This is a genomic window from Burkholderia sp. Bp9012, from assembly GCF_003853825.1.
Classification (GTDB): domain Bacteria; phylum Pseudomonadota; class Gammaproteobacteria; order Burkholderiales; family Burkholderiaceae; genus Burkholderia; species Burkholderia diffusa.
The window spans coordinates 285,508-299,190 of the sequence record NZ_QTQA01000002.1; the positions used below are offsets into that span (position 1 = coordinate 285,508).

Here is a 13,683-nt window from a genome sequence, read left to right on the forward strand (position 1 = left end):
TTGCCGGCGTGCCATTCAGACGTGAACGATTTCCCACTCGGCGATTTCGTGCGGCACTTCGAGCGTGGCCGTATCCAGTTCGGACAATTGCTCGCAGTCGCCGCGGGAGATGTGGTCGGCCGCCACTTCCGGGCACGAGAACGCGCCGAGCAGGGCGTTGCCGAACGTCGCTTCCCAGCCGCCGTTACCCGGCAGGATATAGAACGACCCGAGCGCTGAACCAAAGCGAAATCCCTTCATTTCCGTTCTCCCTTTCTGATCACAAGCGATTCTGTTGTGCCGCCCGCCGGCTCGTCCGGCTGTGGCCCGACTGGCTGCTTGCGCCGGGGTCCATATCGACCGTCGTGGCGAAGCGTCAGTGCATGGAACAAAGTCTACGTCCGGGGCGGCGCCCGATGGTGCGCGTAGAGCGCTTTCTCGAAACAAAAAATCTCTCGTAAAAACAGAGGCTTATTGCGCGCGTTTTGTATTGCGGAACGTTTTTTGGCATCGCGAAACAGCGAATTTGTGCCATGCACCACGAATTTTTATAACGCAGTGACTTATTCCGCATCGTGAAAAATTGGCGGGTTCATGCGTGGCTGCCGCGCGGCATGCCGATCGCGGGATGAGCGGCAGGGGCGAACTGTCTCGACCGGGCGTGGCGAAAGCGATCGGCGAAGGCCGGCGGTCGGCTCCAATTGCGATGAATGCGGTGAGGTGCCGCAGCACCCGGCGACGATCGAAAACGCTTGATGATCGCAAGCCGGCCTGTTCGTCCGACCGGCCGCCCTGCGTCGTATCGACGCTCGTCCGCTGCTGCCGTGCCTCAGCCGGGGGCTGCGGTTATGATGACGCGGGCATCAGGATTCGCGTCGCGCACGAGCGCTTCTCCGTGCCCGCCGGCGCGAGTGTCGCGACGGCGGCGCGACGCAGCATGAATAACGAGGAACGATTGATGATACGGAGAACCTTCCTGTCGCACGCCATCGGCGTCGCGGCGGCATCGCTGTTTGCGCGCACCGCCTGGGCGCAGCATGCCGGTCATACGGGCATGGCAGGCATGGATCAGATGGACGACATGCCGGGCATGTCAGGGATCGCAGACCACGCGCAACACGCGAAACCGGCGCCGGCTGCGCTCGCGGCGGCCGATGCGCTGCCGGCCGGCGCGCCGCTCGCGTCGCTGCGCACGCTTGCGAACGAAAGCCGCGAGCCGGGCACGTTCCGCGCGACGCTGGTCGCCCAGCCGGTCGCGCGTCCGATGCTGCACGGTGCGCGTCCGACGACGTTCTGGCAGTTCGGCGCGGGCACGCAAGGGCCGGTGGTCGGCTCGCTGATCGACGTGCGCGAGGGCGACACGGTCGAAATCCGCTTCGTGAACAAGCTGCCGCAGCCGTCGACGATCCACTGGCACGGCCTGCCGGTGCCGCCCGACCAGGACGGCAACCCGTCCGATCCCGTCGCGCCGGGCGCGTCGCGCGTGTATCGCTTCACGCTGCCGAAGGGGAGCGCCGGCACATACTGGTATCACCCGCATCCGCACATGATGACCGCCGAGCAGGTGTTCCGCGGGCTGGCCGGCCCGTTCATCGTGCGTGCCGCCGACGATCCGCTCGCCGGCTGGCCCGAGCGCAACCTGTTCGTGTCCGACCTGAAACTCGCGCGCGACGGCACGATCCCGCCGAACGACATGATGGACTGGATGAACGGCCGCGAAGGCCAGTTCGTGCTGGTCAACGGTGCGCGCCGGCCGCGGATCGACGTCTCGGGCGACGAGCGCTGGCGCGTGTGGAACGCGTGCAGCGCGCGCTACCTGCGCATTGCGTTCGACGACGGCCGCGCGTTCGAGCAGGTCGGCACCGACGGCGGGCTGTTCGATGCGCCGCGCCGCGTGACGTCGCTGCTGCTCGCGCCGGGCGAGCGCGCGGAACTGCTGGTGCGCGCCGGCGATCGCGCGTCACGCGCGGTGCTGCAGGCGGCCGAATACGACCGCCGCAAGATGGCGATGTCGCACGACGGCGGCCACGCCAGCCTGCCGCCCGATCCGGCGCTGCCGCTCGCCGACGTCACGTTCGCACCGGCTGCCGCCCGTGCGCTGCCGGCCACGCTGCGCGCGGTGCCCGCCCTCGGCGAACCGGTCGCGCACAAGGAAGTCGCGTTCGGCGAAGAGATGGACATGGACGCGATGATGAACAGCCCGGCGCATGGTCGCCCGGCCGGGATGCGCTTCACGATCAACGGCGCGACCTACGCGCCGCACCGTGCGACGCTGACGAGCCGCCGAGGCGACGTCGAACGCTGGGCGATTCGCAACGCCACCGACATGGATCACCCGTTCCACTTGCACGGCACGCAATTCCAGGTAATCGAGCGCGCATCGGGCGGCACGCGCACGAGCGAACCGTTCCGCGCGTGGCGCGACACCGTGAACGTGCGCAGCGGCGAGACCGTGACGATACTCGTCATGCAGGACATGCCCGGCGAGCGCATGTTTCACTGCCATATTCTCGAACACGAGGATCTCGGCATGATGGGCACGCTGAAGGTCGTGTAACGAGTATTGAATATGTTTCACGCGTATGTCGGCATTCGATTTGCGCGTGAAACAGGACAATGCATGTTCAATTATCGGGATTGAACGAAAAGGCCTGCCAATCGAATTAACGCGTGGCTGGTCTGAAAAAAAAGAAACCCGGCGCAATGCCGGGTTTCTTCGTCTGATATCCGGTGCCTTTACGCGGCCTGGATGTTCGACGCTTGCTTGCCCTTCGGCCCTTGAACGACCTCGAAGCTCACCTTCTGGCCTTCCTTCAGGGTCTTGAAGCCCTGCATGTTGATGGCCGAGAAGTGCGCAAACAGATCTTCACCGCCCTCGTCGGGAGTGATGAAACCGAAGCCCTTCGCGTCGTTGAACCACTTAACGATACCAGTTGCCATTTTCCTACTTCCCCTGTCACACAGTCGCTGCTACTTACCACGAGCACGCTCGAAAAGCTAAACGACCGGAAAATACAGCCGTTCCCCCCTCACAAGCTCACCTTCGGCCTCTTTCATTTCGCCAACCGACGAGTTGAAAAAAGTGCCAGCTTGATTGTTGGCGCTCTTTATTTGAGTGTCAAGCGGAATTTTTAGACGGTTAGAGGGCCGTTGTAAAGAACCCATTTTCAGGGTTTTTCCGGCTTTGCTTTGCAGCATGCCGCCGAGCGCGCGGACTTGAAAAGTCGCATAATCGGCTCATATACCAGGCTCGAGTGACACGCGATCGAGTCGTCCCGGCTTGTGGGATACTGGATGCGGATGCGACGTCCGGTGCGGTTTCCCCCTGACGGTTCGTGTTCCGCGCCACGCGTGAAAGCCGGCACCGCAGCCGGCTTTCGTATGGTGCGAAGACGATCGCGAGTCGTCGGGAACCAGGGAGGGCGCCGGCCGGTCGGTCGGGTAATGGCAGGATTGCGGGCCTGTCCGAGTTGTTTAGAATGGGTGTATGGCGATTATCCCGGACAAGCAGGACAGCACCGTCCTGGAACGCAAGCAGCAGAAGCTCAAGCCGCCTTCGATGTACAAGGTGGTGCTGCTGAACGACGACTTCACGCCGATGGAGTTCGTCGTGATGGTCGTACAGGAGTATTTCAAGAAGGATCGCGAGACGGCCACGCAGATCATGCTGAAGGTCCATCGTGAAGGGCGAGGGGTATGTGGGGTCTATACGCGGGACATCGCGTCGACCAAGGTTGAGCAAGTCGTTACCCATGCGCGGCAGGCCGGGCATCCGCTGCAGTGCGTGATGGAGGAAGCATGATTGCCCAGGAATTGGAAGTCAGCCTGCACATGGCGTTCATGGAAGCACGCCAGGCGCGCCATGAGTTCATTACGGTCGAGCATCTGTTGCTGGCCCTGCTGGATAATCCGACGGCAGCCGAGGTGTTGCGCGCGTGTGCGGCCAACATCGAGGACTTGCGTCAGAACCTGCGCAATTTCATCCACGACAACACACCTACCGTCCCGGGCACCGACGATGTCGATACCCAGCCGACGCTCGGTTTCCAGCGCGTGATCCAGCGCGCGATCATGCACGTCCAGTCGACGTCGAATGGCAAGAAGGAAGTCACCGGCGCGAACGTGCTGGTTGCGATCTTCGGCGAGAAGGACTCGCACGCCGTCTATTACCTGCAGCAGCAGGGCGTCACGCGCCTGGACGTCGTGAACTTCATTTCGCACGGCATCGCGAAGACGAACGGCGGCGAAGCCGCGAAGTCGACCGACGCGAACGCGGAAAGCGAAGACGCGAACGCGCAGAAGGAAACCCCGCTCGCGCAGTTCACGCAGAACCTGAACCAGATGGCGAAGGACGGCCGCATCGATCCGCTGATCGGCCGCGAGCCGGAGGTCGAGCGCGTCGTGCAGGTGCTGTGCCGTCGCCGCAAGAACAATCCGCTGCTCGTCGGCGAAGCCGGCGTCGGCAAGACCGCGATCGCCGAAGGGCTTGCCTATCGCATCACGCGCGGCGAAGTGCCGGACATCCTCGCGAACGCGCAGGTGTATTCACTCGACATGGGCGCGCTGCTCGCGGGCACCAAGTATCGCGGCGACTTCGAGCAGCGTCTGAAGACGGTGCTGAAGGAGCTGAAGGAACGGCCGCACGCGATCCTGTTCATCGACGAAATTCACACGCTGATCGGCGCGGGCGCCGCTTCGGGCGGCACGCTCGACGCATCGAACCTGCTGAAGCCGGCGCTGTCGTCGGGCACGCTCAAGTGCATCGGCGCGACCACGTTCACCGAATATCGCGGCATCTTCGAAAAGGACGCGGCGCTGTCGCGGCGCTTCCAGAAGGTCGACGTGACGGAGCCGACCGTCGAGCAGACGGTCGCGATCCTGCGCGGGCTGAAGTCGCGCTTCGAGGAGCATCACGGCGTCAAGTATTCGTCGGGTGCACTGTCGGCCGCGGCCGAGCTGTCGGCACGCTTCATCACCGACCGTCACCTGCCGGACAAGGCGATCGACGTGATCGACGAAGCGGGCGCCGCGCAGCGCATCCTGCCGAAGTCGAAGCAGAAGAAGACGATCGGCAAGAGCGAGATCGAGGAAATCATCTCGAAGATCGCGCGCGTGCCGGCGCAGAGCGTGTCGCAGGACGATCGCAGCAAGCTGCAGACGCTCGATCGCGACCTGAAGAGCGTCGTGTTCGGCCAGGATCCGGCGATCGACGCGCTCGCGGCGTCGATCAAGATGGCGCGAGCCGGTCTCGGCAAGATGGACAAGCCGATCGGCGCGTTCCTGTTCTCCGGCCCGACGGGCGTCGGCAAGACCGAAGTGGCGCGCCAGCTTGCGTTCACGCTCGGCATCGAGCTGATCCGCTTCGACATGTCGGAATACATGGAGCGTCACGCGGTGAGCCGCCTGATCGGCGCGCCGCCGGGCTACGTCGGGTTCGACCAGGGTGGCCTGTTGACCGAAGCCGTCACGAAGAAGCCGCACTGCGTGCTGCTGCTCGACGAGATCGAGAAGGCGCATCCGGACATCTTCAACGTGCTGCTGCAGGTGATGGACCACGGCACGCTGACGGACAACAACGGCCGCAAGGCGGATTTCCGCAACGTCATCATCATCATGACGACGAACGCGGGCGCCGAGTCGATGCAGAAGGCGACGATCGGCTTCACGACGCGCCGTGAAACGGGCGACGAGATGACCGACATCAAGCGCCTGTTCACGCCGGAGTTCCGCAACCGCCTGGATGCGATCATCAGCTTCCGCTCGCTCGATGAGGAAATCATCATGCGCGTGGTCGACAAGTTCCTGATCCAGCTCGAGGAGCAGCTGCACGAGAAGAAGGTCGACGCGCTCTTCACCGACGCGTTGCGCAAGCATCTCGCGAAGCACGGCTTCGACCCGCTGATGGGCGCGCGGCCGATGCAGCGGCTGATCCAGGACACGATCCGTCGCGCGCTGGCCGATGAACTGCTGTTCGGCAAGCTCGTCAATGGCGGTCACGTGACGGTCGACGTCGACGAAAACGACAAGGTGCAGCTGTCGTTCGACAAGCTGGCGAATCCGCCGCACAAGCCGAACGAAGAGACGGTCGAAGTCGAGTAAGCGATAATTCGTTGTTCATGCGAACGGCGCGGGAAGTTTTCCGCGCCGTTTCGTTTTATCTGGCGCCGGTGGCGCGATGGTGGTGGAGGGGAGTGGTAACGCGGTGACACAACAACAACGGTCGTTCGACAACATCGTCGCGCGCGAACAAGGGTTGCGCCATGCGCTGACGTCGGGGCAGATGGCGATGATCGCGATCGGCGGCGCGATCGGCACGGGGTTGTTCCTCGGCAGCGGGTTCGCGATCGGGCTCGCGGGCCCGAGCGTGCTGGTTTCGTACGCGATCGGCGCGCTGATCGCGCTGCTGTTGATGGGCGCGCTCGCGGAAATGACGGTCGCGCATCCGACGGCCGGCTCGTTCGGCGCGTACGCCGAGCACTACGTCGGCCCGCTCGCGGGCTTTCTCGTGCGCTATGCGTACTGGTTCGCGGTCGTGTTCGCGATCGGCACCGAGATCAGCGCGATCGCCGTCTTCATGAAGTACTGGTTCCCCGCCGTGCCCGGCTGGTACTGGGTGATCGGCTTCTCCGCGCTGCTGATCGCGGTGAATCTCGCGAGCGTCACGCTGTACGGCTCGGTCGAATATGCGTTCTCGTTGCTGAAGATCGCGGCGATCGTCGTGTTCATCGTGCTCGGCGCTTATTTCGTGTGGTCGGCGCCGACCGCATCGGGCATCGGCTTCGCGAACTACACCGCGCACGGCGGCTTCATGCCGAAGGGGCCGTGGGGCACCTGGGTTGCGGTGATCGTCGCGATCTTCAGCTACATGAGCATCGAGGCGGTCGCGATCGCGGCCGGCGAGGCGCGCGATCCGCAGCACGCGGTCACGCGCGCGTTCCGCTCGACGGTATTCCGCCTCGTTCTGTTCTACCTGCTCACGCTCGCGCTGATGCTCGCGATCGTGCCCTGGACGCAGGCCGGCACCGACGAGAGCCCGTTCGTGAAGGTTATGGCCGCGACGCACGTGCCGTATGCGGCCGGCGTAATCAACTTCGTGCTGCTGATCGCGGCGCTGTCGGCGATGAACAGCCAGCTCTACGTGACGACGCGGATGATGTTCAGCCTGTCGCGCGCGCGGCTCGCGCCGGGCGTGTTCGGCCGGCTCGGCAACAACGGCGTGCCGCGTGCGGCGCTGTGGATCTCGACCAGCGGCGTCGCGGTCGCGGCCGTGCTGGTCGCGCTGTCGCCGGATACCGCGTTTACCGTAATGATGGCGATCGCGATGTTCGGTGCGCTGTTCACGTGGCTGATGATCTTCGTCACGCACCTGCGTTTTCGCGCGCAATATCGCGGCCCGACGCTCCCGTTCCGGATGTGGGGGCACCCGTTCGGCAGCCTGCTCGGCGCCGGGCTCGTCGGCGCGATCCTGCTGACGACCGCGTTCACGCGCGAATTCCGGATGACGATGGTGGTCGGCGTCGTGTTCGTCGTGCTGCTGACGCTCGCGTATGCGCTGCACTACCGGCACGAACACGCACGCTGACGGTGCCCGCGCGGCCGCCCACGGCCGCGCTCGCCGGCCATACCGTTCTTCGCGTTCGCTAAGGTTTCGTTAAGCCGGCGGAGACTAGCATTCGATCCTGTCTGCAACGCGGGCCGGCACGCGCCGGCTCGCCGCTTTCCTGCATAAAGGGGTTCGAATGAACAAACTTCCTGAAATCACGCTCGCGTTCTGGATCATGAAGATCTGCGCGACGACGCTTGGCGAGACCGGCGGCGACTTGCTGTCGATGACGCTGAACGTCGGCTATGCGGTGAGCTCGATCCTGCTGTTCGGTTTCTTTCTCGTGACGCTGGGCGCACAGCTCAGAACGACGCAGTATCGCCCGGCGATCTACTGGGCCGTGATCGTCGCGACGAGCACCGCCGGCACGACGATGTCCGATTTCATGGACCGGACACTCGGCCTCGGCTATGCGGCCGGCTCGTCGATTCTCGTCGCGATCCTGCTGGCAATCTTCGCGGTGTGGCGCCTGAGCGGCGAATCGCTGTCGGTCGATCTGATCCGCACGCGCAAGGTCGAACTGCTGTACTGGATCGCGATCCTGTTCTCGAACACGCTCGGCACGGCGCTCGGCGATTTTCTCGCGGACAGTTCGGGCCTCGGCTTCGGCGGCGGCGCGCTGCTGATCGGCGGGCTGCTCACACTGATCGTTCTGGCCCACTATTTCACGCGCATTTCAGGCGTGCTGCTGTTCTGGGCCGCATTCGTACTCACGCGGCCGTTTGGGGCCACGGTAGGCGACCTGTTGACGAAACCGGTTGCCAAGGGCGGACTCGCGCTCGGCACGGTCGGATCGTCGGCGGTGCTGCTCGGCGTGCTCGTCGCGATGGTGATCTATGCAAGCATCGCGCAGGCGCGGCGACGCGAGCTTGTGCCCGCGCGGATCGCGCAGACGGCCGATCGGTGAGCGGTAACGGAAAAAGGAAAGGGGCCGCGAGGCCCCTTTTTTGCATGGTGTCGTTCAGTGTCGGCCGGTGCTGCCGAAGCCGCCTTCGCCGCGATCGCTTTGCGCGAAGTCGTCGACGATGTTGAACTGCGCCTGCACGACCGGCACGATCACGAGCTGCGCGAGCCGCTCGAACGGGTTCAGCACGAATTCGGTCTGGCCGCGATTCCACGTCGAGACCATCAACTGGCCCTGGTAGTCGGAATCGATCAGGCCGACGAGGTTGCCGAGCACGATACCGTGCTTGTGGCCGAGGCCCGAGCGCGGCAGGATCAGCGCTGCGTAGCCGGGATCCGCGAGGTGGATCGCGAGGCCGGTCGGCACGAGCGTCGTTTCGCCCGGCTGCAGCGTGACGGGTGCGTCGAGACACGCGCGCAGGTCGAGGCCCGCGCTGCCGGTGGTGGCGTAGGCGGGCAGGTAATCGCGCATGCGCGCGTCGAGAATCTTCAGATCGAGTTTCATGCGGTCGTCGAATCGGTCGGGAAGGGCGCGGCGGTGCGGGCCGCCGCGCGGGTGATCAGATCAGGCGGTTGTCCGGCAGGCGCTTCGCGATTTCCGCGACGAGCACGTGCGCGAGTTCGTCCTTCGGTGCGCGCGGCAGGCGCGTGAGGCCGGCCGCCTCGAACAGCACGACTTCGTTGTCGTCGCGGCCGAACGTCAGCGGGCCGAGATTGCCGACCAGGAGCGGCACGTTCTTGCGCTTGCGCTTCTCGTCGCCGTGCACGTCGAGGTCGCCGCTTTCGGCCGCGAACCCTACGCAATAGGGCGGATCGGGCAGCGCCGCGACCGACGCGAGGATGTCCGGGTTCTCGACGAACGCGAGTGCCGGCATCTTGCGGTCGGCCGTCTTCTTCATCTTGTGCTCGGCCGGATGATCGACGCGCCAGTCGGCGACCGCGGCCACCGCGATGAAGATGTCGGCGTCGGACACCGCTTGCATCACCGCGTCGTACATCTGCTGTGCCGTCTGCACGTCCTGGCGGGACACGCCCCACGGCGTGTCGAGCGCGACCGGCCCCGCGACGAGATGCACGTCGGCACCGGCCTGCTGCGCGGCGCGCGCGAGCGCGAAGCCCATCTTGCCGCTCGAGCGGTTCGTGAGGCCGCGTACCGGATCGAGCGGCTCGAACGTCGGGCCGGCCGTGATCAGCACGCGCCGGTGCGCGAGCACCTTCGGCGCGAAGTGCGCGACGATCGCTTCGTAAATCGCCTCGGGTTCGAGCATGCGGCCGTCGCCGACTTCGCCGCAGGCCTGGGCGCCCGAATCGGGGCCGAGCACCGACACGCCGTCGGCGCGCAACTGCGCGACGTTGCGCTGCGTGGCCGGGTTCTGCCACATCTGGCGGTTCATCGCGGGCACGACGAGCAGCGGGCAGTCGCGCGCGACGCACAGCGTCGACAGCAGGTCGTCCGCGAACCCGTGCGCGAGCTTCGCGAGGAAATCCGTCGACGCGGGCGCGATCACGATCGCGTCGGCTTCGCGCGACAGGTCGATGTGCGCCATGTTGTTGTCGATGCGTGCGTCCCACTGGCTCGTGTAGACGGGCCGGCCGGACAGCGCCTGCATCGTGACGGGCGTGATGAACTGCGTCGCGGCTTCGGTCATCGCGACCTGCACGGTCGCGCCTGCCTTCGTCAGCAGCCGGGTGAGCTCGGCGATCTTGTAGCAGGCGATGCCGCCCGTCAGGCCGAGAACGAGGTGTTTTCCTGCGAGTTCTGCGTGTGCCAACTCAGGCCTCCAAGGGTCAAACGGAACGGCCGGCGCGAAGCCGGCCGTCGACACCGAGTATGCGCGCTCAGCGCGAGCCGCGCACGCGACGCAGTTCGTCGTAGATCAGCAGCACCGCACCGATCGTGATCGCGGAATCGGCGAGGTTGAACGCCGGGAAGTGCCAGGCGCCGACGTGGAAATCGAGAAAGTCGATCACGTGGCCGTAGATCAGCCGGTCGATCACGTTGCCGAGCGCGCCGCCGAGGATCAGCGCGAGCGACAGGCTGAACAGTCGCTGCTGGCCGTGACGGCGCAGCAGGAAGCAGATCACGAGCGTGGCGCCGATGCCGAGCGCGGTGAACGCCCAGCGCTGCCAGCCGCTCGCGGTCGACAGGAAGCCGAACGCGGCGCCGCGGTTGTACACCAGCACGAGGTTGAAGAACGACGTCAGCGCATGCTGCGCGCCGTACGCGAACGTTTTCAGGATCGCGATCTTCGACAGCTGATCGAACAGGATCACGATCAGCGAAATGCCGAGCCAGGGCGCGAGCGCGCCGCTGGCCGGTTTCGACACAGTCTTCGCCATATTCAAGCAGCGCTCCGGGTTTCGCCGTTTTCAAACAGGTTCGAGAAGCAGCGGCCGCACAGCGTCGGATGATCGGCGTGCGCGCCGACGTCCTCGCGATAGTGCCAGCAGCGTTCGCACTTCTGGTACTTCGACGCCGCAACGTCGACGCTTTCCTGCGCTTCGTCGTCGACCTTCACGACCGTTGCCGCCGACGTGATCAGCACGAACTTCAGGTCCTCGCCGAGGCTCGCGAGTGCGTCGTAGCGCGCGCCGCTCGCATGCACGGCCACTTCCGCCTGCAGCGACGAACCGATGCGGTTCGCGGTGCGTGCCTCCTCGAGCGCCTTCGTCACGTTGCCGCGTACGTCGCGCAGCAGCGCCCACTTCTCGATCAGCGCGGCCGAGCCGGCAACTTCCGGATACGCGTAGTAGGTTTCCGTGAATACGGTGTCGCTGGCCGGCTGGAACACCTTCCACGCTTCTTCCGCCGTGAACGACAGGAACGGCGCGAGCACGCGCAGCAGGCCGTGCGTGAGGTGGTACAGCGCGGTCTGCGCGGAGCGGCGTGCGCGCGAATCGGCCGCGCTCGTGTACAGGCGGTCCTTCAGCACGTCGAGGTAGAAGCCGCCGAGGTCTTCCGAGCAGTACGTCTGCAGCTTCGCGACGACCGGGTGGAACTCGTACTTCTCGTAGTGGCCGAGCAGTTCCGTCTGCAGTTGCGCGGAGAACGCGACCGCGTAGCGGTCGATCTCGAGCCATTCGTCGACCGGCACCGCGTGCTGCGCATAGTCGAAGTCCGACAGGTTCGCGAGCAGGAAGCGCAGCGTGTTGCGGATGCGGCGATAGCCTTCCGTCACGCGCTTCAGGATTTCCTCGGAGATCGCGAGCTCGCCCGAATAGTCGGTCGACGCGATCCACAGGCGGATGATTTCCGCGCCGAGTCGGTTCGCGACTTCATGCGGGTCGATGCCGTTGCCGAGCGACTTGCTCATCTTGCGGCCTTCGCCGTCGACCGTGAAGCCGTGCGTGAGCAGGCCCTTGTACGGCGCGCGGCCGTCGATCATCGACGCGGTCAGCAGCGACGAGTGGAACCAGCCGCGGTGCTGGTCCGAGCCTTCGAGGTACAGGTCGGCCGGGAACTGCAGCTGATCCTTGTGCGAGCCACGCAGCACGTGCCAGTGCGTCGTGCCCGAATCGAACCATACGTCTAGCGTGTCGCGGTTCTTTTCGTACAGGTTCGCGTCGTCGCCGATCAGCTCGCGCGGGTCGAGCGTCTGCCACGCCTCGATGCCCGACTGCTCGACACGTTTCGCGACTTCCTCGAGCAGCTCCAGCGTGCGCGGGTGCAGCTCGCCGGTTTCCTTGTGCACGAAGAACGCCATCGGCACGCCCCACTGGCGCTGGCGCGACAGTGTCCAGTCGGGACGGTTCGCGATCATGCTGAACAGGCGCTGCTTGCCCCACGACGGGTAGAACGCGGTCGCCTCGATGCCCTCGAGCGCGGTTTCGCGCAGCGTCTTGCCGTCGTCGCGCGGGGTGACGTCCATGCCGGCGAACCACTGCGACGTCGCGCGGTAGATGATCGGCGTCTTGTGGCGCCAGCAGTGCATGTAGCTGTGCGTGTACTTCTCGCTGCGCAACAGCGAGCCGGCCGCGTTCAGTGCATCGACGATCTTCGGGTTCGCGTCCCAGATCGACAGGCCGCCGAACAGCGGCAGCGATTCGATGTAGCGACCGTCGCCCATCACCGGGTTGATGATGTCCGAGTCGGTCATCCCGTGCGCCTTGCACGACTGGAAGTCCTCGATGCCGTATGCGGGCGACGAGTGCACGACGCCGGTACCCGTATCGGTCGTCACGTAGTCGCCGAGGTAGACGGGCGCGGTGCGCTTGTAGCCGGGGTGGGCCGATGCGAGCGGGTGGTGGAAGCGCAGGTTCGCGAGCTTCACGCCGGGGGTGGTCGCGACGACGCGGCCGGTCAGCTTGAACTCGGTCATGCAGGCTTCGACGCGTTCTTGCGCGATGATCAGCAGCCCGCGCTCGGTGTCGACCAGCGCATAGACGATTTCCGGATGGAGGTTCAGCGCCTGGTTGGCGGGGATCGTCCACGGCGTGGTGGTCCAGATCACGATGCCGCCCTCGGCGCGCGGCAGCGCCGGCAGGCCGAACGCCTGCGCGGTCTTTTCCGGTTCCGCGAATGCGAACATCACGTCGATCGTCGGGTCGGTGCGGTCCTTGTACTCGACCTCCGCCTCGGCGAGTGCCGAGCCGCAGTCGAAGCACCAGTTCACCGGCTTCAGCCCGCGATACACATAGCCCTTCTCGATGATCTTGCCGAGCGCGCGGATCTCTTCCGCCTCGTTGACGAAGTTCATCGTCTTGTACGGATTCGCCCAGTCGCCGAGCACGCCGAGGCGCTTGAAGCCGACCTTCTGCTTCTCGATCTGCTCGGTCGCGTACGCGCGCGCCTTGCTCATCACTTCGGCCGCCGGCAGCGACTTGCCGAACTGCTTTTCGATCTGGATCTCGATCGGCATCCCGTGACAATCCCAGCCCGGCACGTACGGTGCGTCGAAGCCGGCCATGTTGCGCGACTTGACGACGATGTCCTTCAGGATCTTGTTGACCGCATGACCGAGGTGGATGTCGCCGTTCGCATACGGGGGGCCGTCGTGCAGGATGAACTTCGGCCGGCCCTGGCTGGCCGCGCGGATCTTCTCGTAGATGCCGCGCTCTTCCCATTCCTTGACCCACTGCGGCTCGCGCTTGGGCAGGTCGCCGCGCATCGGGAACGGCGTGTCGAGCAGGTTGACCGGATACTTGGCCTGCGGTTTCGAATCGGCTTTCTTGTTGCTCATGATGGGATCGCTATCTAA

General features: G+C 65.1%; 11 protein-coding genes. 5 read left to right on the forward strand and 6 right to left on the reverse strand.

Going from position 1 to position 13,683, the window contains the following annotated elements:
* Positions 1 to 15: 15 nt before the first annotated feature.
* A complete protein-coding gene (locus DIE11_RS03520) occupies positions 16 to 240 on the reverse strand; it encodes a hypothetical protein (RefSeq protein ID WP_006490888.1) in 225 nt (74 codons plus the stop codon).
* 697 nt (positions 241 to 937) lie between these two features.
* Here DIE11_RS03520 and DIE11_RS03525 point away from each other — a divergent pair.
* Positions 938 to 2,536 carry a multicopper oxidase family protein gene (locus DIE11_RS03525; protein ID WP_124621536.1) on the forward strand — a complete coding sequence of 533 codons (1,599 nt, stop codon included), beginning with the start codon at positions 938 to 940 and terminating at the stop codon, positions 2,534 to 2,536.
* Positions 2,537 to 2,715: 179 nt separating this feature from the next.
* Here DIE11_RS03525 and DIE11_RS03530 read toward each other — a convergent pair whose 3' ends face one another.
* Positions 2,716 to 2,919 (reverse strand): cold-shock protein, encoded by a 204-nt coding sequence (locus tag DIE11_RS03530; protein WP_004196460.1) that lies wholly within the window; start codon positions 2,917 to 2,919, stop codon positions 2,716 to 2,718.
* A 547-nt stretch (positions 2,920 to 3,466) separates the two neighbouring features.
* Between DIE11_RS03530 and clpS the strand changes: the two genes are divergently transcribed.
* The 4 genes from clpS (at position 3,467) to DIE11_RS03555 (ending at position 8,489) form a co-directional block, all read left to right on the forward strand.
* Positions 3,467 to 3,781, forward strand: a complete 315-nt coding sequence (gene clpS / locus DIE11_RS03540) for an ATP-dependent Clp protease adapter ClpS (protein ID WP_006398529.1) — start codon at positions 3,467 to 3,469, stop codon at positions 3,779 to 3,781.
* A complete protein-coding gene (gene clpA, locus DIE11_RS03545) occupies positions 3,778 to 6,078 on the forward strand; it encodes an ATP-dependent Clp protease ATP-binding subunit ClpA (protein WP_124621538.1) in 2,301 nt (766 codons plus the stop codon). The genes clpS and clpA overlap by 4 nt, the downstream gene beginning before the upstream one ends.
* 103 nt (positions 6,079 to 6,181) lie before the next feature.
* Positions 6,182 to 7,561, forward strand: a complete 1,380-nt coding sequence (locus tag DIE11_RS03550) for an amino acid permease (RefSeq protein ID WP_124621540.1) — start codon at positions 6,182 to 6,184, stop codon at positions 7,559 to 7,561.
* Between the two features lie 157 nt (positions 7,562 to 7,718).
* A complete protein-coding gene (locus DIE11_RS03555; protein ID WP_124621542.1) occupies positions 7,719 to 8,489 on the forward strand; it encodes a hypothetical protein in 771 nt (256 codons plus the stop codon).
* A 54-nt stretch (positions 8,490 to 8,543) separates the two neighbouring features.
* Here the strand turns inward: DIE11_RS03555 and dut are convergent, their stop codons facing one another.
* The 4 genes from dut to ileS form a co-directional block, all read right to left on the reverse strand.
* Positions 8,544 to 8,990, reverse strand: coding sequence for a dUTP diphosphatase (dut, locus tag DIE11_RS03560; protein WP_057926079.1), 447 nt, complete (start codon positions 8,988 to 8,990; stop codon positions 8,544 to 8,546).
* Positions 8,991 to 9,045: 55 nt separating this feature from the next.
* Positions 9,046 to 10,257, reverse strand: a complete 1,212-nt coding sequence (gene coaBC / locus DIE11_RS03565; protein WP_124621544.1) for a bifunctional phosphopantothenoylcysteine decarboxylase/phosphopantothenate--cysteine ligase CoaBC — start codon at positions 10,255 to 10,257, stop codon at positions 9,046 to 9,048.
* 67 nt (positions 10,258 to 10,324) lie between these two features.
* On the reverse strand, positions 10,325 to 10,825 hold the full coding sequence (gene lspA / locus DIE11_RS03570; RefSeq protein WP_059603968.1) for a signal peptidase II: 501 nt from the start codon (positions 10,823 to 10,825) through the stop codon (positions 10,325 to 10,327).
* Between the two features lie 2 nt (positions 10,826 to 10,827).
* Positions 10,828 to 13,665 (reverse strand): isoleucine--tRNA ligase, encoded by a 2,838-nt coding sequence (gene ileS / locus DIE11_RS03575; protein WP_124621546.1) that lies wholly within the window; start codon positions 13,663 to 13,665, stop codon positions 10,828 to 10,830.
* Positions 13,666 to 13,683: the final 18 nt, after the last annotated feature.

Excerpts from the sequence above, each read along its gene's own strand:
- DIE11_RS03525 (WP_124621536.1), top strand. The coding sequence starts at position 938 with ATGATACGGAGAACCTTCCTGTCGCACGCCATCGGCGTCGCGGCGGCA.
- DIE11_RS03520 (WP_006490888.1), bottom strand. The coding sequence starts at position 240 with ATGAAGGGATTTCGCTTTGGTTCAGCGCTCGGGTCGTTCTATATCCTG.
- DIE11_RS03555 (WP_124621542.1), top strand. The coding sequence starts at position 7,719 with ATGAACAAACTTCCTGAAATCACGCTCGCGTTCTGGATCATGAAGATC.
- lspA (WP_059603968.1), bottom strand. The coding sequence starts at position 10,825 with ATGGCGAAGACTGTGTCGAAACCGGCCAGCGGCGCGCTCGCGCCCTGG.
- ileS (WP_124621546.1), bottom strand. The coding sequence starts at position 13,665 with ATGAGCAACAAGAAAGCCGATTCGAAACCGCAGGCCAAGTATCCGGTC.
- dut (WP_057926079.1), bottom strand. The coding sequence starts at position 8,990 with ATGAAACTCGATCTGAAGATTCTCGACGCGCGCATGCGCGATTACCTG.
- clpA (WP_124621538.1), top strand. The coding sequence starts at position 3,778 with ATGATTGCCCAGGAATTGGAAGTCAGCCTGCACATGGCGTTCATGGAA.
- clpS (WP_006398529.1), top strand. The coding sequence starts at position 3,467 with ATGGCGATTATCCCGGACAAGCAGGACAGCACCGTCCTGGAACGCAAG.
- DIE11_RS03530 (WP_004196460.1), bottom strand. The coding sequence starts at position 2,919 with ATGGCAACTGGTATCGTTAAGTGGTTCAACGACGCGAAGGGCTTCGGT.